Here is a 20,940-nt window from a genome sequence, read left to right on the forward strand (position 1 = left end):
GGCGGGGCCCGCGCCCCGCCCCCCCGCCGCGGCCGGCGGCTCAGCGCCGGGTGGTGGCGGCGACGGTCAGCGCGGAGGACAGCAGCTCGGCGTCGAACAGGGTGGCGTCCGCGAGGCGGTTGACGTTGGCGTACGCGTTCAGCATCAGCTTCGCGGTCCGCAGCGCCGACGGGGAACGCCGGACCAGCGGCTTGATCCACCGGGTGACGGCGCTGTCGAGCTGTTCCGCCGGGACGACCCTGTGGAGGATGGACAGCTCCTGCGCGGTGGTGGCGTCGAAGTTGTCGGCGGTCAATATCAGCTCACGGAGCCTCGCGGCCCCGACCTCGTGCAGCAGCCGCGGCATGATCCCGCCCCAGGCGGGCGGCACCCCCAGCCCCAGCTCCGGCAGGCGGAAGCGGCAGGTGTCCGCGCCGACCCGCAGATCGCAGAAGACCGCGAGCCCCACGCCGGCCCCGACCACCCCGCCGTGCAGCCGCGCGATGGTCACCGCGTCGGTGCTGGCCAGGGCGTCACACACCCGTCGCGCCTTGTTGCCGAGCGCGCGCAGCTCCACTCCGCTGGGGTCCTCGGCGAGCAGGGCCGGGAATTCCGCCCGGTCGCCGCCCAGGCAGAAGTCCTCACCCGCGCCGGAGAACACCAGGACCCTGATACCGGAATCGTCGTCCAGGGCCGCCAGCACGGTGAGAAGTTCGTCGAGCATCCCGCCGCAGATGGCGTTTCCGGTCTCGGGGGAGTTCAACCGCACCGAGAGGACGGGACCTTCCTGGGTCACGTCGAGGGACTTGAAGTCGTTGAGCATGGCCGTTCCTTGTTTCGTTGTTCCGCTGTGCGGGAGACCGGTGCCCGGTATGTCAGTCACGGACGACCGGAAGTGTGATCAGGCGGCGGAAGGCCACACGGGGCTCCCAGACGGGCGGAGCGCTGATCCGCAGCCCGGGCAGCCGCTCGAGCAGCGCGCTGAGCAGGCAGTCCGCCTCCATACGGGCCAGCGCGTTGCCCAGACAGAAGTGAATGCCCCCGCCGAAGCCGAGATGGGACGCCCGGCGGCGGATGTCGAAGATCTCGGGGGAGGCGTAGTGGTTCGGGTCGTGATGGGCGGCGCCGACCATGAGCTGCACCATCTCGTTCTTGCGGACGGTCACTCCGGCGAGTTCGGTGTCCTCGGGAGCCACCCGGCTGATCATGTGGATCGGGGCGTCGTACCGGAGCACCTCGTCGACCGCGTCGGGTATCTGCTCGGGGTGGACACGCAGCCAGTTCATCTGCCGGGGGTGTTCCAGGAGCAGCCGGACCGCGCCGGACAGGACGTGTGACGTGGTCTCCAGCGCCGCCAGGACCATGAACAGCGCCAGGGCGTAGACGGCCTCGTCGGCGGCCTCCCGGTCGGGCTCCTGCGCGTCCCAGACGCGGAGCCACGACGAGATCGGGTCATTCCCCGGCTTTCGCCTTCGCTCGCTCACCAAAGCGGTGAAATACTCCCGCAATTGACGCGTCGAGTCATCGGAGAGCATGAGCTGACTGGGGGTCGGGAACAATTCCTGGGTGTAGACCTGGTCATGGGTGAGGGAACGCAGTAGCGCAAAATCGGCGGACGGAATCTGCAGCCATTCGCCGATGGTGATCACCGGAAGTTCTTCACTGACCAGGGCACAGAAATCGGCCGGGCCGTATGCGAGTTCCTCTTCGAAACGGTCGAGCAGCCGGTCGGTGGTCCGCTCGACCGAGGCTCTCATCCCGGTCAGGGATTTGCGGTCGAAAACGTTGCCCAGCGAGCGCCTCACACGGGTGTGGTGCGGCGGGTTGAGCATCGGCAGGGTGTCGCCCATCTGGCGTGACGCGGAGGCGCTCCAGCGGGCCGCATCACCCTGGCGGGCCCGCCAGTCGCTGTCCGGGACCCGCCAGGATCTACTTCGCAAAAGCTGGTGGCACAAGCCGTAGGAGGTCGCCAAGTAGCCTCCCCAGGGCGCCTGAACGACGTCCCTCATCCCCCTGAGTTTCGCGTACAACGGCAGGGAATTCGACTGGCCGTCGGCCGTGCGCAGACGGGAGAAAAGCGAAACCACACTGCGCCGGTCGACGGGGGCAGCGGCCAGAGCGGGCTGCAAGGCGATACCTTCTTTCGGAAGATCACTCGATAGTCGCCAGCCCTGCATACCCCTACGGCTGAACGTTCATGCGACAAGCGAACATTCAAGCTGTCGTGAACATCACACGCGCCACCAGTTGAGGAACCCACTCCACCAACTGCCCTTCTGGGGCCTGCCCTGCTGCTCCCGACCCCGGGTGTCCCCGCCCCCCGGACCGGCGGAGGACTGCGGACCCCGCCGCTCGCTACGCACCGGGGTGAAGCGGGCGGGCAGCGCGTTGAGCGCCCGGTGGAACGGGCCGGGCCGCCAGGTCAGGGTGTCCGCCGGCACACCCAGCTCGATGTCGGGCAGCGTGTTCAGCAGCTTCTCGATCGCCCGTATGGAGATCAGCAGCGCGGGGTCCTTCGCCGGGCAGGCGTGCGGCCCGGCTCCCCAGGCGAGGTGGGCCCGCTTGCTGAACGTCTGCCGGGTCGCGGACAGGCTCGGATCGCCGTTGGCCGCCGCGAAGCTGATCAGCACCGGGGTTCCGGCCGCCAGCTTGTTCCCGGCGAGTTCCACGTCGTGCACCGGGTAGTGGGTGGCGTAGTTGGCGATCGGCGGGCTGTGCCAGAGCACCTCGTTGATCGCGTCCTCCACCAGGACGTCGCCGCCGCCCTGCTGGCCGCCGGTGAACTGCTCGTCGGACAGCAGCAGTCGCAGGGCGTTGGCGATGAGGTTCTGCACCGGCTCGGTACCGGCCCCGATGAGCAGGGCGAGCTGGTGGACCATCTCCTCGTCGGTCAGCCGTGACGGGTGCTGCATCAGCCAGGAGGTGATGTCCTCGCCGGGCGTGCTGCGCTTCAGCGCGACCAGCTCGAACAGGGCACCCGCCATGACCTCGTTGGCCCGCTCCGCATCGACACCGTCGAAGAGATTGGAGATGGCGCTGATCAGCCGGTCACCGATCTCCGCCGGGCAGCCGAAGAGGTCGTTGAACACCAGCAGCGGCAGCAGCTGCGCATAGTCGCTGATCAGATCGGCCTTGCCCCGGGCACCGAACTGATCGGTGAGGTACGCGGCGACGCGGTCGACGTGCCGGCTCACTCGGTGCATGTCCAGACGCCCGAAGCTCTCCGTCACCGCCTGGCGCAGCCGCAGGTGCTCCGCGCCGTCGGAGAACATGCTGTTCGGCCGGTACATCATCATCGGCAGCACGGGGCTGTCCAGCGGGACCCGCCCCTCGTTCAGCGCGCGCCAGCGGCGGGAGTCCCGCGCGAAGGTGTCCGGGTTCTGCAGGACCTGGAGCGCGGTGGCGTACTCCGTGACGAGTTCGGCCTCCACGCCGGGAGCCAGCTCGACGGGCGCGCTGGGCCCGTACTGCCGCAGCATGTCGTAGAAGGCATCCGGCGCGGCGGCGAACTCCGGCCCGTGCAGAGGCGCCCTTTCGCCACCCGCGTGCGCGGGGCAGCCCGGCGGTGGGCTCTGGAATTCCGAGTGAGATTGCATGCCTGAACTCCTAGTTGAGGCGGGACTGGAGATATCGGACGAGCGCGATGAGTGAATCCGCCGAGGACCGTTGGTCCCGTGCGTCACAGCTGACCACTGGCGTCTCGGGAAGCAGGTCCAGTGCCTCCCGGATCTCGTCGAGGGAGTGCGAGGGCGTCCCGTCGAAGCGGTTCACGGCGATGGCGTACGGGATTCCGTAGTGCTCCACCAGGTCCATGACAGGGAACGACTCGTCGAGACGCTCGGGGTCGACCAGGACGAGCGCCCCGAGCGCACCGCGCGTCATGTCCTCCCACACCTGAACGAAGCGCTGCTGACCGGGTGTTCCGAACAGGTAGAGGACCAGCTTCTCGCTGAGTGTGAGACGGCCGAAGTCCATGGCGACGGTGGTCGTGGTCTTGCCGGGCGCGCCTTTCGGGTCGTCAATTCCGGCGCCCGCCTGCGTCATGATCTCCTCGGTACGCAGCGGCGGAATCTCGGACATGGTCCCGATGAATGTCGTCTTTCCCACGGCGAAGTGTCCGACCACGAGGATCTTCGCCGCGGTCTGCACTGAATCGCGTAGATACACGCCGTCATCCAAAGCGAGCCTGGAGCCCATTCAGCACCTCCTCCAGTATTTGCCGGTCGACAAGCTGAGCGCTAGGTATGGGCGCACGAGAGAAGAGAAATCCCTCCTGCGCGAGATCGGACACCAGAATCTTGACGACACCCACCGGCAGCTGGGTGTGCCCGGCTATCTCGGCAATCGAGAGGAAACCCCCCGAACACAGCTCCAGCAGACGGAGCTTCTCCGGATCGAGGGGTTTCGTACGGGGCGGGTCCGCCTGCACGGTGACCAGGGTGATGAGCGAGAACTCATCGCCGTCAAGAAGATCGCGGCCGTTGGTGATGACGTACGGCCGTACTAATTCCGCTGCTTCGTGTTCCAGCTCCGGCTCGTCATCGGGTGTCATGACTGGATATCAGCCCTCTCACGCGGCGGACTGGTCAGTGCCTTGCCGAGCTGCCCCACCAACTGCTGCATACGGAACGTGATCTCCGCCATGTCGACGTCGGGAGACGCCGAAACCGCGAGGTAGGCGCCTTCCCCGGCAGAAATGAGAAAGACCCAGCCATGGTCGAACTCGACCAGCGTCTGCCGCCATTGCGGACGATTGACGGGTGCCCCACCGAGGCAGAAGTCGGCGACCGTACGACTCAGCGACTGCATTCCGCTCATCGCGGCGGCCACGGTGTCGGCGTGGTCCCGGCCGACGTCCTTCGAACGGGCCATGAGCAGACCGTCCGCGGAGACGAGGATGGCATGCTGTGCTTCGGGCAATTCCAGAGCACTGTCAAGCATCCACGACAGATCGTAGTTCACTGAACCTCAGGCCCTTCATTGCTTGCGTAGGTAGAACGACGCCCGGATTGCGTACCGCGCTGGAATGCGCCCATGACGGACGCCGCCCGCGCGCTGTCGCGGTCCGGTGTCTCACTGCTCTCGGAACTGCTCTCGGACTCGGTCGGCACGATGGAAATCGCACCGCGGCGCCGCCGCTTGGGCAGACCGCCGGCCGTCGTTTCGGCAACCGGGCGGGCGCCGGCCGGCTGCCCCAGGGGCGCCGGACCGGGTGCCGGGGAACCGGCCGCCGGGTATCCGGGCGCGGGCTGTGCGGGGACGCCATAGGCCGGTTGACCAGCAGGGTTCTCAGGCGGCAACGGAGCGGACGCGGCCACGGCAGGACCCTCCTCGGGCTGGTGCAGAGACGTCAGTAGATCGTCAGGGAGCAGGACGACCGCGCGCACGCCACCGTAGGGAGAAGTGGTGTCCACCGACACGCTGAAGCCGTATCGGGCGGCGAGCACACCCATGACGGTGAAACCGAACTGCGGCGGGTTACCGAGGCTGGAGACGCTGGCGGAATTCTCGCTCGACAGCAGCTGCGCGGCTCGCGCCTTCTCCTCCTCGTTCATACCGACACCGGCGTCGTCGACGATGATGCAGACGCCCTTGGGAACCGGGCGGATATTGATCTCGATCATCGTTTCCGGCGCCGAATAGCTGGTGGCGTTGTCCAGCAGTTCGGCAAGCACCAGCGCCACCGGTTCCACGGCGCGGCTCACGATCGCGAAATTACTCTGCGACCGGATCTCGACGCGCGTGAAATGGCGGATACGGCCCTTCGCGCTGCGGACCACGTCGTAGAGCGACGCGTTGTTCCGGCGCCGGCCGAGCCAGCCGTCGCAGAGCACGGCGATGGACTGGGCCCGCCGTGCGAACTGCGAGTTCATGTGGTCGATGTCGAGCAGATCCTGAAGGATCTTGTGTTCACCGTAGGTGTCCTGCAGCTTGGAAATGGCCAGCTGCTGTTCGCTCGCCAGACCCTGCAGGGTCCGCATCGCGGACTTCAGTGTGGTCTTGGTGGCTTCTTCGGCGCGGTCCTTGGCCTCTCCGACGGCCTCCGTGTAGTGATCTTCGAGATTGGCGTAGTGCTGCTTGAGCTCAGCCTTCTCTTTTTGAAGATCGGCGATCTTCCTTCTGCCGCGAATAATCGCGGTGGCAGCAAGAGGGGTACCAGCGATCAATCCCCAGAGCGCTGGATCCTGGAAATATTGCGTCATAGGACTCTCTTCGGACGACGGAGCCACCAGGTGTCGTGTGCCTGGCTGCGACGTAGAGAATCGCCCACGGCCCCAGACATACGTGTACGGCCGCGCACAGTCGCCTGCCAGAAAGCCATCGATGGGCCGGCTAATGGCATAGTTCTCCCCGGGGTGGCGGTTTTCTTAGGCCAATGCGCGGAATTTCTTTCTCGCCTTAGCAGGTGACTACCCGGTTGGCAAGTGCGATGATCTTAGCATCACCACAACACCCGTCGTCCAACGGCGATCTGAACAGTTGTGCATCTGAAGCGGATTCAACAAAGGCCCACTTTGCGGCCATTGGGCGCGATGCCGGTCCTGCGGCGCAAGCGGTCCGCCCGCTTCCTGACGGACCGTTGATGTGCAGCCCCGTCCCCGCGCGAACGCACCGTGCGGGTGCGGCCAGGGAAGGTCAGCGAAGATCAGCGATGCGGGGCGTCATGAACGTAGGTGATCTCACCGCCGCCGACCCGGACGACCCGTACGGTCATGTCCCGGTCGGTGCCCCGCAGATAGTGCGCCGTGCAGTGGGTCCGGGCGCCCTTCACGGCACGCAGATCCCGCGCGCAGTCGACCGAGCGCGGTCCCCTGGGGATCACCGGAAGCGACAGGTGGCCCGAGATCGAGCGGGCGACCTCCGCGCGCGGGACGGTGTCGGACGTCCCGTCCACCGCACTGGTCGCGTCCCGGTCCATGAGCCACCGGCTGCCCGCCGTGAGGCTCCCCGCCAGCAGAGCCGTACCGGCCAGTGCCAGGCCGGCAGCTCGCAGATTCCGCACCGTTCTCCTTCCAGAGGCGCACGCCGGACACCGGACGTGCGCACCGTGCCGGGTCACGGACCATTCTTGCCGGTGGCCCGGTTTCGGCAACAGGAGCCCCCGGACGTGCCGCCGGCCAGGCGACGGTGCGTCACACGGACGGTACGGGGCCCTGCATCCGCTCGCTGATCCAGTGCAGCGAATCGCGCATCCGCCGGATGTAGGTGTGCCCGCTGTGCCCGCCGCCCGGTATGACGTAGAGCGTCGAGTGGACCGGCCCGCCGGTGTAGTCCTTGATGAAGCGCTTCACATCGGGCACCGCCGTCTCCCGGCCGCCCAGCTCGAAGGCGAGATAGACCGGCGTTCCGTGACCCGCGGCCAGCTGCCGTGCCAGGTGGCGCGGGTCATTGGCGCGCATCTCGGCCGGATGCCCCTGCCACAGCGGTGAATCCGGTGCGGTGTCCGGGCCGTTGACGATGGCCGCCTTGAACTTCCGCGGTTCCTTGAGGACGGCCTTCAGCGCGGCGAAGCCGCCGGACGAGGACCCCATGAACGCCCAGCCGTCGCGGCTGTCGTACGTGCGGAAGTGGGCCCGCGCGAAGTCCGGTACGTCCTCGGTGAGCCAGGTGCCCATCTTGGGCTGCCCCGGGATGTCACTGCCGTCGTAGTACCTCCGGCCCGGATTGAGCACCGGCATCACGACGACGAACGGCAGTGTCCTGCCCTGCCGCGACCACCGTGCCATCCGCTCCTCCAGCGCGAAGCCCGGCCCGGCCCAGTAGTTGAACGGATAGCCGTAGGCGCCCGGCAGCGCGATCAGCACCGGGAAGCCGCTGTGGGCGTACCGCGCCTGGTGGTACTCCGGCGGCACCCAGGCCCAAATGGCTCCGGTGACACCGGACTTGCGGCCGTGCCAGGTCGTCCTCACGACCCGGGTTCCGTCGCGCCCGGTCGTACGGAACACGGTGAAGGACGCACGCGGTCCGCGGGGCGGCACCACCCGCGGCTGTCCGTTGAGGGCGTCCGCGGCCCGGGCCTGCCGCCGGGGTTCTCCCGAGGCGTGGACGCGACTCCCGTCCTCGGCGCAGCCGGCGAGCAGTGCCAGGGCCACCACACTCACCGCAGCGCGGACGCGCAGGCGCTTCATCGGGGCGTTCTCCTCGGGTACTTGGGCCGGCCGCGGGCAGCCACGCTGCCACTGCGGGCACCGGTCGCACGACACGCCTTTAAGATCGTCCACAGTGCCCGTGGCGCCGTCCCGGCCGCCCTGACCTGGCAATCCGCGCTCCCCGCGCCGTCCGGAGCCGTCTCCGCACGTCAAATGCACCGACCGCGTTTCCCTCGTTCGATGAGGCCATGGGTTGTTTACCGGTCGGTCGGTTCTGGCAAGGTTGATTCCCAATTCCGAAGGGCGCGGCGCTGTGCCGTGGTTGGGGATGACCGATGACCGCGAGGGCCGATCGCCGGCCGCTGCCCGGCGTAGTGGGACGGGGTGTTGAGCATGAGCTGGTGTCCGGCCTACTGGACGGCGCCGGGCTCGTGACGCTCACCGGGGCCGCGGGAGTGGGCAAGAGCGTGCTGGCCCGCGCCGTCCTGGAGGAGCACACCGCCCGGCACGACGGCACGGTCCTCCGGGTCGGCTGCTGGGACGGTCCGGCCGAGGGCGGGCCGGTGGCGGCGCTGCTCCGGGCCGCCCGGCCGACGGAGGACGCCCGCCGGGACTCCGCGACCGCCCTGGTCCGGCGTACCGCCCCGTCCTGCGCCGGTGAGCCGGTGCCCGGCCGGGCGGGGCGGAAGGATGCCCCAACTGGGCTCGTTCCGGCGGACGATGCGGCGGTTGCCGCGCTCGCCGCGTACTGCCTGCGCCATCGTGCGACCGTGCTGCTGGACGACTGCGACCCGCTGCGCGACGCCTGCGCCCAGCTCGTGCGGCAACTGCTCCGGGCCGAGCCGGCGCTGCGCATCGTGGCGACCGCGCGGGGCGCGCTCGGGCTGCCCGAGGAGCGGGTCGTGGAGCTGGCTCCGCTGCCGGTGACGCTGGGCGGGGGAACCACGGGACCCGCCGTGGAGTTGCTGGCCGCGCGGGCCGGAGCCGCCACGCCGGAGCTGCTGGTCGCCGTGTGCCAGGCGCTGGAGGGCTCGCCGCTGGCGATCGCGCTGGCCGCGCACCAGCTGGACCGGATGTCGTTGCCGCAGCTCGCGGCGCAGGTGGGGGCGGACGGGCCGCTGTACTACTCGGGACCGGCGGCGACCGTGCGGCACACCTCGCTCTACGCCGCGCAGGCCGCGGGCTACGCCCTCTGCTCGCCCACCGACCGGCGGGTCTGGGCGCGGCTCTCGGTGCTGCCCGGTGATTTCGATGCCTGGCTCGCCGGTTGTGTCTGCACCAGCTGTGACGTTCCTGCGGCGGCGGTCGAGGGCGCTTTGGAACGGCTGCTCAACGCCTCGGTCCTGGAACGCGTACGGGACACCGGCGACGTCCACGACGACACCGGTGCCGCGCAGCCGCCGCGCTACCGACTCCCCCGCGCCGCCCGCGACTTCGGGCGGACGCAGCTGCGCGAGGCGGGCGAGGAGTCCGCGGCGCTGCGCCGGTTCCGGCAGGCCTGTGCGGCGCTCGCGGCCGAGGCCCAGATCGCCTGGCAGGGCCCGGACCAGCAGGTCGCCGTACGGCTGGTGGAGGTCGAGCAGGCCAACCTCGACGCGGCGCTGACCCGTCCCCCGCAGGACGCGGAGGACGCGCTGGGCGCGCTGGAGATCGCGGTATCGCTGTGGTTCCACTGGGCGGCCTGCGGCTTCCGCCGCGAGGGGCGGGCGCATCTGGACCGGCTGCTGCTGCTCTCCCGGGACGACACCGCGCTGCGGGCCCGTGCGCTGTGGCTGGCGGGTTATCTCGCGGCGCAGGAGCAGGCGCTCGGCGCCGCGGAGGCGCTGCTCGACCAGGCGTGGGGGGCCGCCGTGATGCACGCGGATTCCGACGGGCTGGCCCGGATCGCGCACGCGCACGGCGTACTGGCGCTGTACCGGGGGAACTCCGCGGCGGCGGTGGCCTGTCTGGAGGAGGCGGCCCGGCACCGTTCCAGGGACCCGTGGTTCGGGCCGGGGCCCGCGCACAGCTGGGCGCTGCTCGCCGTCGCCGTGTCCTCGTCCGACGCGGAGCGGGCGCAGGCGGCGGCCCGTCGCGCCTGGGAGGCCCGGCACTCGGACGGCGACTTCTGGCTGTACTCGACGGTCCTCTACGCCTGTGCGGCGATCGAGCGCGTCCATGGGGAGCCGGGGTCGGCGCTGCGGGCCTGCCGGGAGGCGCTGGCGGCCAAGAAGCTCATCGGTGACCCGCTGTTCATCGCCGGCGCCCGCACCCTGCTGGCCGGTCTGCGGCGTGAGGTGCGCGGCCGCGAGCCGGTGCCGGACGGCGCGGCGGAGGACCCGTGGTGGCGCACCGGCGGGCCGGACCTGCCGCCGCAGCCGTTCTTCTCACGGTTGCGGGCGGGCCCTTGAGCGCCGGGGTGCCGAGGCGGCCGGTGGCCGCACGGCAGAGGGACACGCTGTGTGACGACATCATCGCGCTCGGGATGCGCCGGTGACGGGCCGGTCGCATGCTGGGGGCATGAAGCGTGCCCCCGTGATCGTGCATCCGCCCTGCACCGGCGGTCGCCGTGTGACGCTCTACGGACAGGATCTGGGACGGGCGCTGCGCCCCGGTGACGTGGCCGCGATACTGCGCCGGGCCGGTTTCTGCGCCACGACCTTCGCCTGGGACGACACCGGCGTCTTCGAGTGGCGGGCCGGCGGCCCCGACGTCTGGCTGATGCTCTGAGGCGACTGCCGGGCCCGAACTTCCCTCACCCGTGAGCCGGTTGTCCCACCGTGACGGCGCGTCCGCCGGCTTTCACCGGCGGTCGGGGGCGTACGGGCCGCGGGACCCGGGCGCGGAGAACAACCCCGCGGTCAGTCGACCACCGCGGCGACCCGGGTCTCCTCCGCCTCGCGCGCCGCGGCGGCCTTCTTCGCCCGGTGCTTCATGAGGAGGAAGGAGCAGAGGCCGAACAGCAGGGCCGCGACCAGCCCGAGCCAGGAGAAGCGCTTGAGCCAGGACTCGGCGACGATGCCCACGCTGTAGATCAGCGCGGTGGTACCGCCGGCCCAGACGATGCCGCCGAGGACGTTGGCGATCAGGAACTTCCAGTACGGCATCTTCAGTACGCCGGCGAGCGGCCCGGCGAAGATGCGCAGCAGGGCGACGAAGCGGCCGAAGAAGACCGCCCACATACCCCACTTGTCGAACTTCGCCTCGGCCATGGCGACATGGTCGGGGCCGAAGTGCTTGGGGAACTTGCGGCCGGCCCACTGCAGCAGGGGCTGGCCCCCCTTGCGTCCGATCAGATAGCCGACGGAGTCACCGATGATCGCGCCGCCGGTGGCGCAGGCGCCCAGCACATACGGGTTGATGTGGTCCTGGGTCGCCGCGAGGATCGCGGCGCTGACGAGGACGATCTCGCCGGGCAGCGGGATGCCCAGGCTCTCCAGCCCGATGACCACCCCCACCAGGAGGTAGACGCTCACGGCCGGTACCGACTCGAGCCACTCCTGGATGTGCAACGCCGATTCCTCCGCTGATGTGTAGGGCCCCCGTGGGGCGTGAACCGGCATCCGTGACACCGTGCCGGTCGATCCCCTGGCGCACCTCGGTGCGCCCGGGAAGCGTACTCGATCGGACCGCCCGGAGACCGAATCCACGTGTGCCGCGCAACAACCGGCGCCCGGACACGGCGACGGCCCGCCGCGCGTGCACGGCGGGCCGTGAAAGCGCCACGGTGAGGCGGCTCACTTATTGGGGCGCAGGGTCCACACGATGCTCATCTCGCCGGTCACCGCGCCGTCCTCGCGGGTGATCGCGATGTTCACGGGGAATTCAGGGCGCTCTCCGGCGTCGAGCTCGGCGACGATCTCGGCCACCGGCCGGCCCAGCTCGGCGGTGGCGGTGACCGGGCCCATGGCGAGCTTCTTGTAGCCGATCTCGGCGCGCACCGCGAGCGGCACCGCGCGGCCGAGCTGGTCGCCGAAGGCCGCCATCACGATGGCGCCGCTCGCCGACTCGGCGAGGGTGAACATCGCGCCGGCGTGCGGACCGCCGACATGGTTGTGGAAGTCGGGCTGGTCGGGCAGGCGGACCACGGCGCGCTCGGCGGTGGTCTCGGTGAACTCAAGGTTCAGCGTGCGGGCCATCGGCACGGATGCCGCCATCATTTCGCCGATCGACGGCAGGGTCTCGGAGGACATGGCGCCATGTTACCTAGCGGTAGCTTAGGTGTGAAGAGCCTCCCTCGTCACGGGCCGGCCGTCGGCCGGAGCCGGGCGGTAATCCCGTACCGCCCGCTCCCCCGCCCCGCATATCGTTGACGCCCATGTGGGCAGGACAGCAGCACAGCGGAGACAGACGGCGAAGGGGTCCGGCACGCCCCGGGCACCGGTCGGACACCCCGGGCCGGAAGCGGTCCGCCACGGCACCTGCCCGACGGACGCGGTCTTGGTGAGGGCCCTCCCCGCCTGGGCGGGGCGCAACTATCTGCTGCTCACCGGCGCCACGGTGATCGCGAGCCTCGGCAGCTCCGGCGCGCTGATCGCGACCGCGTTCGCGGTGCTCGCCGCCGGCGGCTCCGCCACCGATGTCGGCCTGGTCGCCGCCGCGCGGACGATCCCGCTGGTCTTCTTCCTGCTGATCGGCGGCGCGGTCGCCGACCGGCTCCCCCGGCATCGCGTCATGGTCGCCGCGAACGCCCTCAGCTGTGCCTCCCAAGGCCTGTTCGCGCTGCTCGTCCTGGCCGGGGAGCCGCAGCTGTGGCAGATGGCGCTGCTGGCCGCGCTCGGCGGCACCGGGCAGGCGTTCTTCGCGCCGGCCTCCGAGGGCATGGTGCTGGCCAGCGTCTCCGGCGAACAGGCCGGGCGCGCCTTCGCCGTGTACCGCATGGGCATGAACGGCGCGAACATCGGCGGCGCGGCACTGGGCGGCGCGCTGGTCGCCGCGGTCGGGCCGGGCTGGGTGCTGGCCGTCGACTCCGCCGCCTTCGCGCTCGCGGCGGCGCTGCGCGCCTTCCTCGACGTCAGCGGGGTCCCTACGCGGGCCCCCGGCGGCGGGATGCTGCGCGATCTGCGGGACGGCTGGCGGGAGGTGGTCTCCCGGCCCTGGCTGTGGGCGGTGGTCGTGCAGTTCTCGCTGGTCAACGCGATGGTGGCGGCCGCCGAGGCGGTCTACGGGCCGCTGGTCGCCGAGCAGCATCTGGGCGGCCCCGGGCCCTGGGGGCTGGCGCTGGCCGCGTTCGGTGTGGGCACCGTGGGCGGCGCCCTGCTGATGGCCCGGGTCAGACCACGCCGGATGCTGCTGACCGGTGCACTGTGCATCTTCCCGCTCGCCCTCCCGTCCGCCGCGCTCGCCGTTCCCCTGCCCGTGGCCGGACTCACGGCGATCATGTTCGGCACCGGCATCGCGGTCGAGGTCTTCGCGGTGATGTGGATGATGGCGCTGCACCAGGAGATCCCCGAGGAGAAGTTCTCCCGGGTCTCGTCCTACGACTGGCTCGGGTCGCTGGCCATGGTCCCGCCGGCCACCGCGCTGGCCGGCCCCGTGCAGGACCTCATCGGGCGGACGGCCGCGCTGTGGGGCTGTTCGGCGGTGATCGTGCTGCTGACGGCGGCGGTGCTGTGCGTACCCGATGTCCGGCGTCTGACGCGTCGTCCGAAGACCGAGCCGGCCGCCGGGGCACCGGCCTCCCCCACCGCCGGGGCGGCCGCACCGGACACCGCGGGAGCGGAGTGACCGGGCACGGCGGCGCCGACCCGGACCGGGCCGCCGTCAGCCCACGCTGAACGCACCGTCCGGCGGCACCGGGGACGCCACCGCCTCGGCATCGCGTACCGGCGCCGCGTCCCCGATCAGCCGCCGCAGCGCCGTGCCGTGCTCGACCCGGGCCGGGAAGACGTCCCCGGCCGTCCGCCGGGCCAGGGCGGCGACCGGGAGCGGCGCGCGCGAGGCGAGCAGCACGGCGTTGCCGAAGCGGCGGCCCCGCAGCACCGAGGGCTCGGCGATCAGCGCCAGATGCTCGAAGACCGTGGCGAAGTTGGCGAGTTGGCCGCGCAGAAAGCCGAACGGCGCGCTGTCCGCGAGGTTCGCCGCATAGCAGCCGTCCGCGCGCAGCACCCGCGCGGCCGCCCGTGCGTACTCGACGGAGGTGAGCTGGGCCGGTACCCGCGCCCCGCCGAAGACATCCGCCACGATGACATCGGCGCTGCCCTCCGGCGCCGCCTCCAGCGCCGTCCGGGCGTCCTCGGCGTGCACGGTGATCCCGTGGTCACCGGACAGCGGCAGCTCCTCGGTCACCAGGGCGAGCAGCCCGCGGTCGGCCTCGACGACGTCCTGCCGGGACTGCGGACGGGTGGCGGCGAGGTAGCGCGGCAGGGTCAGCGCGCCGCCGCCCAGATGCAGCACGTCGAGCGGCTGCCCCGGTGCGGCCGCCTCGTCCAGGACGTGTGCCAGCCGGCGCACGTACTCGAACTCCAGATGGGCGGGCGCGTCCAGGTCCACGTACGACTGCGGTGCGCCGTCCACGGTCAGCAGCCAGGCGCGGGGCCGGTCGACGTCCGGCAGCAACCTGGCGGTGCCGCAGTCCACGGTCCGGGTGACGGGTATCGGCTCGGGTGCTTCGTCCACCGTCCCATTGTGCCGGTGCGGTCCCGGCGCTCCGGCCCCGGTCCCGCGGCCCCGGCCGCCGGTCAGTCCGACCAGGCCCGCCGGATCTCCGCCACCTGTGCTGCGGCCTGCCGGCGCCCCGCGCGGGCCGCGTCCGCGCGCCTGGCGGGATCGAGGACGTTACGGCCGAACGCCGATCTGGCCGCGCGGTCGGGGGTGATCACACACACCCGGGCGCCGTGGCGTGCCAGCCGCTCGCCCTGCGCCCGCGGCCCGGCGATCGGTCCGCCGGAGGCCGCCATCGGCGCGACGACCACCACCCTGCCGTATCCGGCGGCCAGGTCGGCGTTGGCGGAGGAGTGCACCCCGCCGTCGATCCAGCGGGTGCCGTCGATGGTGACCGGCGGATAGATGCCGGGCACCGCGCAGCTCGCGCCCACCGCGTCGAGCAGCCGCACCCCGCTCGTGTCGTCGAACGCGGTCCGCTCCCCCGTCGCCGCGTCCACCGCCGTGATCACCAGCCGGCGGGCCGGCCAGTCGGTCAGCCCCAGGGTCCGGGCGATCACCGCGCGCTGTTCCGCCTCGGGAACGGTACGGGCCGTGAGCGCCAGCCTCCCCATCCGTACGCCGAAGGAGACGGTGTCCCGCGAGCGCAGCGCGATGGCCGCGAACCGGGCGAGGGCGGCCGGGCCCATACGGGCGGGCGGGCCGGGCTCCGGTGCGGCGAGCTGATGGGCGTACATCTCCTCCAGCGGCCGCTGCCGGGAGGTGAGCTGGGCGCCGACGATCGATCCGGCGGAGGTCCCGATGACGACGTCGGCGTCGCCGAGGTCGACACCCGCCTCGGCGAGCCCGGCGAGCATCCCGATCTCCCAGCCGATTCCGGTGAGCCCGCCGCCGCCCAGGACCAGTGCCGTGTCCGCCATCGGTTCTCCCTCGCGCCTCGCGGCCGACCGCCCGCACCGTACGGCGCGATCCCCCCGTCATCCGTGGCGAGCAGTCTCGCACCCGGTGCGTCCCGGGGACAGCGTCCCCGGCCGTGCCCGGCACCTGGGAGGCGCCGGGCGCGGCCGGATGACCTGCGGGTCCTACTCCCCGACGGTGCGGACCGTGCCCGCGCCGACGGTCCGGCCACCCTCGCGGATGGCGAAGCCGAGCCCCCGCTCCAGCGGTACCGCACGGCCCAGTTCGACCGACGCGGTCACCGTCTCCCCGGGACGGGCGATGCCCCGCTCGCCGAGGTCGAGGTCGCCGACCACGTCCGCGGTACGGAGGTAGAACTGCGGCCGATAGCCGGTGGAGAGCGGCGTCCGGCGGCCGCCCTCCTCGGTGGAGAGCACATACACCTCGGCGGTGAAGCGGCGCCGCGGTGTGACGCTGCCGGGCGCGGCGACCACATGCCCGCGGCGCACCTGGTCACGGTGCACACCGCGCAGCAGCAGCGCGACGTTGTCGCCCGCCTCGGCGGACTCCATCGGCCTGCCGAACGTCTCCAGCCCGGTGACCGTCGTCTCGGTCTCCGCGCCGAGCACCGCGACCCGGTCGCCGACCCGCACCGTGCCGCGCTCGACGGCTCCGGTGACGACCGTGCCACGCCCGGTGATGGTCAGCACGTTCTCCACCGGCAGCAGGAACGGCGCGTCGACATACCGCTCGGGCATCGGGACATAGGTGTCCACGGCGTCCAGCAGCGCCTCGATCGCCTGCGACCAGCGCGGGTCGCCCTCCAGGGCACGCAGCCCCGAGACCCGTACGACGGGGACGTGCTCCCCGTCGTAGCCGTGCGCACTCAGCAGCTCGCGCACCTCCAGCTCCGCCAGGTCGGTCAGCTCCGGGTCGCCGGCGTCGGCCTTGTTGAGGGCCACGACGATGTGCCGGACGCCCACCTGCCTGGCGAGCAGCACGTGTTCGGTGGTCTGCGGCATGATCCCGTCGAGCGCGGAGACGACCAGGATCGCGCCGTCGAGCTGCGCCGCACCGGTCACCATGTTCTTGATGAAGTCGGCGTGGCCGGGCATGTCGACATGGGCGTAGTGCCGGGTGCCGGTCTCGTACTCGACGTGCGAGATGTTGATGGTGATGCCGCGGGCGGCCTCCTCCGGGGCCCGGTCGATCCGGTCGAACGGCACGAACGTCCCGCTCCCCCGGTCGCTGAGGACCTTGGTGATGGCCGCGGTCAGGGTGGTCTTGCCGTGGTCGACATGGCCCATGGTGCCGATGTTCAGGTGCGGCTTGGTGCGCACGAATGCCGTCTTGGGCATGGTGTTCTTCCTCGCGACAGTGCGGTGAGAACGGCGACTTGGCGCCGTGGAGACCCCGGAACCGGCCGACCCTCCCCCTGCGGGGTCCGCCGGACGATCCGGAGAGGGTCAGCTTCGTGCGCCGTCGTTCGCCGCGGCGGCCGGGACGGCGGCCGCGGTGACGGCACCCGCGGGTGCGAAGTCCGCTGCGGCGAGGGCCGCGAGGAGGTCGGCGGCAGCCTTCGGCGCGTCCGCGACTGCGGACGGGGGCGCGAGGAAGGCGTACCGGGACATGCGCCCTATGGTGCCGGTCGGCCGCCCCGGCGTCGAACGATTTATCCGGCCTCCGGTGCGGGTCACGGACGGCCTGACGGCGGCCGCCCGGCGCCGCTCTCGGTTACGCTCCCGGGATGGTCCCGCCCGCCGCCACGCCCGACGGCCCCGCCGCGCGCTGTACGCGTGTGCTGTTCTCCCCCTGGGCCCGGCTGGGGGTGCTGCTGGCGCTGCTGGCCTGCGCCGCGGCCGCGATGCTGCTGTGGCAGCCGCAGCAGCTGCTCACCGGCGGCCGGCTGGACCGGCTGACCGGCCCGACCGCCGTCCTGGTCTTCGCGGTCGCCTACGGAGGGTGCACCACCGCTTTCGTGCCGCGCCCGGTCCTCAATCTCGCGGCGGGCGCCCTCTTCGGCGGTCAGGCCGGCCTCGGCGCGGCTCTCGCCGGGACGGTGCTGGGCGCCGGGCTGGCCTTCGGGCTCGGCCGGCTGCTCGGGCAGGACGCGCTGCGTCCGCTGCTGCGCGCCCGCTGGCTGACCGCCGCCGACCGGCAGTTGAGCGAGCACGGCTTCCGCTCGATGCTGGCCCTCCGGCTCTTCCCCGGGCTGCCGTTCTGCGCCACGAACTACTGCGCCGCGGTCTCCCGTATGGGCTGGCTCCCCTTCCTCCTCGCGACGGCGCTGGGCAGCATCCCGAACACCGCGGCGTACGCCGTCGCCGGCGCGCGTGCCGCGACGCCCACCTCGCCGGTGTTCCTCGGCGCCCTGGGCTTCATCGCCGTCAGCGGGCTGGGCGCGCTGCTCGTGGCATGGCGCAAGCGGAAGGCGCTGCGGGGGCACTGAACGCGGCGGGCGGACACGGGATTCCGCCGCGGCCGCAGCGGTACGGGCACGGTAGGCACAGGCCCCTTTGGCCGCCCGGACATCTTCGGACGTTACGCTGCCCCGGTGGGCGGAGATCCGCATCCGCCACCACTGTCCGCTTTCTCCCGTCTCGCGCAGGTCAGCGCTTGATCACCCTTGGATAGCGTATTTTCCATGTCTTGGTTTGAATCTTTCGTCCTCGGACTTGTCCAGGGGCTGACCGAGTTTCTGCCCATCTCGTCCAGCGCGCACCTGCGTCTGACCGCGGCGTTCGCCGGCTGGCACGACCCCGGTGCGGCGTTCACCGCCATCACGCAGATCGGCACCGAAGCGGCCGTCATCATCTACTTCCGCAAGGACATCGGGCGGATCATCTCGATGTGGGCCCGCTCCCTCACCAACCGGGAGCTGCGACACGATCACGACGCCCAGATGGGCTGGCTGGTGATCGTGGGCTCGATCCCGATCGGTGTGCTGGGCATCACGCTCAAGGACGCCATCGAGGGCCCGTTCCGTGATCTGCGGCTGATCGCCACCACCCTGATCGTCATGGGCATCGTCCTCGGCATCGCCGACCGGCTGGCCGCCCGCGACGAGAGCGGCGGCCGGCACCGCGTCGCCAAGCAGCGCAAGACCCTCACCGACCTCAGCGTCAAGGACGGCCTGCTGTACGGCGTCTGCCAGGCGATGGCGCTCATCCCCGGCGTCTCCCGCTCCGGCGCCACGATCAGCGGCGGTCTGCTGATGGGCTACACCCGCGAATCCGCCGCCCGTTACTCGTTCCTGCTCGCCATCCCGGCGGTACTGGCCTCCGGCGCCTACGAGCTCAAGGACGCCGGCCAGGGGCATGTCTCCTGGGGCCCGACGATCTTCGCCACGATCATCGCCTTCGTCGTCGGCTACGCGGTGATCGCCTGGTTCATGAAGTTCATCTCCAACAAGTCCTTCATGCCCTTCGTCATCTACCGCATCCTCCTGGGCATAGCCCTGTTTGCGCTGGTCGCGGCCGGTGTGCTGTCGCCGAACGCGGGGGAATCGGCGGGGTAGCACCCGCGGGCGCGGCCCCGGGCCCCGCCGGAAACCGTCAGCGATACCCGGAGTCGTCGGCGGGCAGGCCCGGGTCCTGGACCTCCACGAGGTAGCGCCAGCAGTCCGGCCGGGTGCCGTCGGTGTCGGTGAACCCGTAGAGCGGGGCGAGTTGCCCGCTGGAGACGACCTTGCCCGTCCAGCGCGCGACGTCCGGATCGGCGGCGAGCGCGACCACCGCCCGCGCGACATAGACCGGGGACTCGGCGATACAGAAGTGCGGCACGTTGGCGGTCGCGTCCCGCCAGTTGTCCTCGGTCACACCGAACGCCTCGAGCATCTTCTCCGAGCGCAGCCAGCCCGGGGTCACGGCGACTGCGGCGGCGCGGTGCGGGGCGAGTTCATGGCTCTGGGCCAGCGTCATCCGCTGCACCGCCGCCTTGACCAGGTCGTAGTAGAAGCCCTCGTGGTGGCGGTAGGCGGCGTTGTACTCCGCGGTCCCGTCGGTCATCTCGATCACCAGCCCGCCGGGGCGGCGGATGAGCAGCGGCAGCGCGTGATGGCTGGTGACCGCGTGGGTGTCGATGCCCATGCGCAGCATCCGCAGCCCGCCGGCGAGGTCGTGCTCCCACAGGGTCGTGCCGAACTGCGCGTAGGCGTCGCCGCCGAAGATGTCGTTGACGAGGATGTCGAGGCGGCCGCGGTCCCGGTCGATGCGCCGGACGAGGTCGCGGACCTGGTCACTGTCGAGGTGGTCCACCCGCAGAGCCGTCCCGGTTCCGCCCGCCGCGGTGATCAGCTCGCCCGTCTCCTCGATCGTCTCCGGCCGGTCGATCTCCGACCGGCCGGCGGTCCGGCTGCTGCGCCCGGTCGCGTAGACGACGGCGCCCGCGCGGCCGAGTTCCACCGCGATCGCCCGCCCGGCGCCTCGGGTGGCGCCGGCCACCAGCGCCACCTTCCCCTCCAGCACTCCCCCTTGTCCGGCCGGCCCACCCGCCCGCACGTCCTCGGTCACCATGGCTGCCGCCCGTTCCCTTCTCCTCGTCCCCGCGGACGACGTAGGTCTCGCACTCGCATCGGGCTCCGTCAGGAACCGTGGGTATCAGGAACTGAGGTGGTATTGGGCCCAGGGCTGGTGGGCCGGCGCGGGCTCCTCGTGCGAGGGCGTCAGGCTGCCCCACGGGGCGAGCGCGCTGTCCCATTCGGAGGCCAGGGCGGCCATGTCCGGCACGGACTCCGCGGACGGCATCGTGCCGGTGTGCCACGCGGACGCCATGTGGTGCCCCGAGGGCGCGGCGTTCCAGGAGGCCGTCTGCTGTGCGGGGATGGAGTATTCGGACTCGTGAACATCGTTGGGACCGCGCCGATGGCGTCCCGCATGGGTTTCCACCGGGCCCGGATAGAACCGCCCCTGGGCGGAGAGCTGTTGGGCCCGGGTGACCAGGCGGGTGAGGTCGAGCCCGAATTCGGCGGCGAGTTCGCGCAGGTCCACCCCGGTCTGCCAACTCCCGATGAGCACCGCGTCCATCGCCGGGGACCAGGTCTGCTCCGCCGCCCCCATACCGGCGGTGGCCTCGCGGGCGGCGCCGGCCGGGCGCGCTCCGGCGGACGGGGTCTGGTGGGAGTAATCCGCCACGGGCTCGGGCGCCGGAACGGCCTCCTCGGGCTCCCGCTGCGGCGCGAGGGGCGTGGCGGCCGCCAGCAGTTCGTCGGCGACGGCGCGGGCATCCTCCTTGCCCACCGTGCGCCGGGCGATCCGCACTTCCCGCTCGTTCAAACCGAAAAGACCGGCGACCGCGCCGGTGCTGCCCACCGTCACCGCGAACGCCGCCAGAACCCGTGACCGGTCGGCCTGGGCTTCGTCAAGCCTGGCCTGCGCCTCGCGCACACGCTCGT

Annotated in this window: 22 protein-coding genes; 5 read left to right on the plus strand and 17 right to left on the minus strand. The window is 71.4% G+C overall.

Annotated elements, in window-relative coordinates; genetic code table 11:
- Positions 1 to 40: 40 nt before the first annotated feature.
- The 9 genes from ACWC9R_RS31055 to ACWC9R_RS31095 form a co-directional block, all read right to left on the minus strand.
- Positions 41 to 802, minus strand: a complete 762-nt coding sequence (locus ACWC9R_RS31055) for an enoyl-CoA hydratase/isomerase family protein (protein WP_450736493.1) — start codon at positions 800 to 802, stop codon at positions 41 to 43.
- Positions 803 to 854: 52 nt separating this feature from the next.
- Positions 855 to 1,919 carry a cytochrome P450 gene (locus tag ACWC9R_RS31060; protein ID WP_450736495.1) on the minus strand — a complete coding sequence of 355 codons (1,065 nt, stop codon included), beginning with the start codon at positions 1,917 to 1,919 and terminating at the stop codon, positions 855 to 857.
- Positions 1,920 to 2,210: 291 nt separating this feature from the next.
- Positions 2,211 to 3,575: a cytochrome P450 gene (locus tag ACWC9R_RS31065; protein ID WP_450736497.1), complete on the minus strand. Its 1,365-nt coding sequence runs from the start codon at positions 3,573 to 3,575 to the stop codon at positions 2,211 to 2,213.
- 10 nt (positions 3,576 to 3,585) lie between these two features.
- On the minus strand, positions 3,586 to 4,176 hold the full coding sequence (locus ACWC9R_RS31070) for a GTP-binding protein (RefSeq protein ID WP_362609814.1): 591 nt from the start codon (positions 4,174 to 4,176) through the stop codon (positions 3,586 to 3,588).
- On the minus strand, positions 4,151 to 4,531 hold the full coding sequence (locus tag ACWC9R_RS31075; RefSeq protein ID WP_362609817.1) for a DUF742 domain-containing protein: 381 nt from the start codon (positions 4,529 to 4,531) through the stop codon (positions 4,151 to 4,153). Before ACWC9R_RS31075 ends, ACWC9R_RS31070 begins: the two co-directional genes overlap by 26 nt.
- Entirely contained in the window at positions 4,528 to 4,941 is a 414-nt protein-coding gene (locus ACWC9R_RS31080; protein ID WP_450736498.1) for a roadblock/LC7 domain-containing protein, read from the minus strand. The genes ACWC9R_RS31075 and ACWC9R_RS31080 overlap by 4 nt, the downstream gene beginning before the upstream one ends.
- Complete coding sequence (locus ACWC9R_RS31085) at positions 4,938 to 6,182, minus strand: ATP-binding protein (RefSeq protein WP_450736500.1); 1,245 nt, start codon at positions 6,180 to 6,182, stop codon at positions 4,938 to 4,940. The genes ACWC9R_RS31080 and ACWC9R_RS31085 overlap by 4 nt, the downstream gene beginning before the upstream one ends.
- A gap of 443 nt (positions 6,183 to 6,625) precedes the next feature.
- Entirely contained in the window at positions 6,626 to 6,982 is a 357-nt protein-coding gene (locus ACWC9R_RS31090) for a DUF4333 domain-containing protein (protein ID WP_450736502.1), read from the minus strand.
- A 130-nt stretch (positions 6,983 to 7,112) separates the two neighbouring features.
- Positions 7,113 to 8,108, minus strand: a complete 996-nt coding sequence (locus tag ACWC9R_RS31095; protein ID WP_450736504.1) for an alpha/beta hydrolase — start codon at positions 8,106 to 8,108, stop codon at positions 7,113 to 7,115.
- Positions 8,109 to 8,404: 296 nt separating this feature from the next.
- On the opposite strand from ACWC9R_RS31095, the gene ACWC9R_RS31100 reads away from it, so the two are divergent.
- Complete coding sequence (locus ACWC9R_RS31100) at positions 8,405 to 10,459, plus strand: ATP-binding protein (protein ID WP_450736506.1); 2,055 nt, start codon at positions 8,405 to 8,407, stop codon at positions 10,457 to 10,459.
- A 109-nt stretch (positions 10,460 to 10,568) separates the two neighbouring features.
- Positions 10,569 to 10,778 carry a hypothetical protein gene (locus ACWC9R_RS31105; protein WP_450736508.1) on the plus strand — a complete coding sequence of 70 codons (210 nt, stop codon included), beginning with the start codon at positions 10,569 to 10,571 and terminating at the stop codon, positions 10,776 to 10,778.
- A gap of 131 nt (positions 10,779 to 10,909) precedes the next feature.
- Here the strand turns inward: ACWC9R_RS31105 and ACWC9R_RS31110 are convergent, their stop codons facing one another.
- On the minus strand, positions 10,910 to 11,560 hold the full coding sequence (locus ACWC9R_RS31110; RefSeq protein ID WP_362609833.1) for a DedA family protein: 651 nt from the start codon (positions 11,558 to 11,560) through the stop codon (positions 10,910 to 10,912).
- Positions 11,561 to 11,785: 225 nt separating this feature from the next.
- Entirely contained in the window at positions 11,786 to 12,241 is a 456-nt protein-coding gene (locus ACWC9R_RS31115) for a DUF4442 domain-containing protein (RefSeq protein ID WP_362609836.1), read from the minus strand.
- A 247-nt stretch (positions 12,242 to 12,488) separates the two neighbouring features.
- Between ACWC9R_RS31115 and ACWC9R_RS31120 the strand changes: the two genes are divergently transcribed.
- Positions 12,489 to 13,775 carry an MFS transporter gene (locus ACWC9R_RS31120; protein ID WP_450736510.1) on the plus strand — a complete coding sequence of 429 codons (1,287 nt, stop codon included), beginning with the start codon at positions 12,489 to 12,491 and terminating at the stop codon, positions 13,773 to 13,775.
- A gap of 36 nt (positions 13,776 to 13,811) precedes the next feature.
- Here ACWC9R_RS31120 and ACWC9R_RS31125 read toward each other — a convergent pair whose 3' ends face one another.
- The 4 genes from ACWC9R_RS31125 to ACWC9R_RS31140 all read right to left on the minus strand — a co-directional run bounded on the left by ACWC9R_RS31125 (position 13,812) and on the right by ACWC9R_RS31140 (position 17,179).
- Positions 13,812 to 14,666: a spermidine synthase gene (locus ACWC9R_RS31125; protein WP_450736511.1), complete on the minus strand. Its 855-nt coding sequence runs from the start codon at positions 14,664 to 14,666 to the stop codon at positions 13,812 to 13,814.
- A gap of 62 nt (positions 14,667 to 14,728) precedes the next feature.
- A complete protein-coding gene (locus ACWC9R_RS31130) occupies positions 14,729 to 15,571 on the minus strand; it encodes a patatin-like phospholipase family protein (protein ID WP_450736513.1) in 843 nt (280 codons plus the stop codon).
- Between the two features lie 162 nt (positions 15,572 to 15,733).
- Positions 15,734 to 16,906 (minus strand): elongation factor Tu, encoded by a 1,173-nt coding sequence (gene tuf, locus ACWC9R_RS31135; RefSeq protein ID WP_450736514.1) that lies wholly within the window; start codon positions 16,904 to 16,906, stop codon positions 15,734 to 15,736.
- A gap of 108 nt (positions 16,907 to 17,014) precedes the next feature.
- Positions 17,015 to 17,179, minus strand: a complete 165-nt coding sequence (locus tag ACWC9R_RS31140) for a hypothetical protein (RefSeq protein ID WP_450736516.1) — start codon at positions 17,177 to 17,179, stop codon at positions 17,015 to 17,017.
- Between the two features lie 116 nt (positions 17,180 to 17,295).
- Between ACWC9R_RS31140 and ACWC9R_RS31145 the strand changes: the two genes are divergently transcribed.
- Both ACWC9R_RS31145 and ACWC9R_RS31150 read left to right on the plus strand, forming a co-directional pair.
- A complete protein-coding gene (locus ACWC9R_RS31145) occupies positions 17,296 to 17,997 on the plus strand; it encodes a TVP38/TMEM64 family protein (protein WP_450736518.1) in 702 nt (233 codons plus the stop codon).
- 195 nt (positions 17,998 to 18,192) lie between these two features.
- Positions 18,193 to 19,065, plus strand: coding sequence for an undecaprenyl-diphosphate phosphatase (locus ACWC9R_RS31150; RefSeq protein WP_450736520.1), 873 nt, complete (start codon positions 18,193 to 18,195; stop codon positions 19,063 to 19,065).
- Between the two features lie 37 nt (positions 19,066 to 19,102).
- On the opposite strand, the gene ACWC9R_RS31155 is transcribed toward ACWC9R_RS31150, so the two are convergent.
- Together ACWC9R_RS31155 and ACWC9R_RS31160 are read right to left on the minus strand one after the other, a co-directional pair.
- A complete protein-coding gene (locus tag ACWC9R_RS31155) occupies positions 19,103 to 20,062 on the minus strand; it encodes an SDR family oxidoreductase (protein ID WP_450736522.1) in 960 nt (319 codons plus the stop codon).
- 84 nt (positions 20,063 to 20,146) lie between these two features.
- On the minus strand, positions 20,147 to 20,932 hold the full coding sequence (locus ACWC9R_RS31160; protein ID WP_450736524.1) for a hypothetical protein: 786 nt from the start codon (positions 20,930 to 20,932) through the stop codon (positions 20,147 to 20,149).
- Between the last annotated feature and the right edge of the window lie 8 nt (positions 20,933 to 20,940).

The organism is Streptomyces sp. NPDC001219, from assembly GCF_053597915.1.

Coding starts and splice junctions, on each gene's coding strand:
- ACWC9R_RS31070 (WP_362609814.1), bottom strand. CDS start 4,176: ATGGGCTCCAGGCTCGCTTTGGATGACGGCGTGTATCTACGCGATTCA.
- ACWC9R_RS31140 (WP_450736516.1), bottom strand. CDS start 17,179: ATGTCCCGGTACGCCTTCCTCGCGCCCCCGTCCGCAGTCGCGGACGCG.
- ACWC9R_RS31150 (WP_450736520.1), top strand. CDS start 18,193: ATGTCTTGGTTTGAATCTTTCGTCCTCGGACTTGTCCAGGGGCTGACC.
- ACWC9R_RS31100 (WP_450736506.1), top strand. CDS start 8,405: ATGACCGCGAGGGCCGATCGCCGGCCGCTGCCCGGCGTAGTGGGACGG.
- ACWC9R_RS31155 (WP_450736522.1), bottom strand. CDS start 20,062: ATGGTGACCGAGGACGTGCGGGCGGGTGGGCCGGCCGGACAAGGGGGA.
- ACWC9R_RS31075 (WP_362609817.1), bottom strand. CDS start 4,531: ATGACACCCGATGACGAGCCGGAGCTGGAACACGAAGCAGCGGAATTA.
- ACWC9R_RS31105 (WP_450736508.1), top strand. CDS start 10,569: ATGAAGCGTGCCCCCGTGATCGTGCATCCGCCCTGCACCGGCGGTCGC.
- ACWC9R_RS31130 (WP_450736513.1), bottom strand. CDS start 15,571: ATGGCGGACACGGCACTGGTCCTGGGCGGCGGCGGGCTCACCGGAATC.
- ACWC9R_RS31145 (WP_450736518.1), top strand. CDS start 17,296: ATGGTCCCGCCCGCCGCCACGCCCGACGGCCCCGCCGCGCGCTGTACG.
- ACWC9R_RS31115 (WP_362609836.1), bottom strand. CDS start 12,241: ATGTCCTCCGAGACCCTGCCGTCGATCGGCGAAATGATGGCGGCATCC.
- ACWC9R_RS31095 (WP_450736504.1), bottom strand. CDS start 8,108: ATGAAGCGCCTGCGCGTCCGCGCTGCGGTGAGTGTGGTGGCCCTGGCA.
- tuf (WP_450736514.1), bottom strand. CDS start 16,906: ATGCCCAAGACGGCATTCGTGCGCACCAAGCCGCACCTGAACATCGGC.
- ACWC9R_RS31055 (WP_450736493.1), bottom strand. CDS start 802: ATGCTCAACGACTTCAAGTCCCTCGACGTGACCCAGGAAGGTCCCGTC.
- ACWC9R_RS31085 (WP_450736500.1), bottom strand. CDS start 6,182: ATGACGCAATATTTCCAGGATCCAGCGCTCTGGGGATTGATCGCTGGT.
- ACWC9R_RS31065 (WP_450736497.1), bottom strand. CDS start 3,575: ATGCAATCTCACTCGGAATTCCAGAGCCCACCGCCGGGCTGCCCCGCG.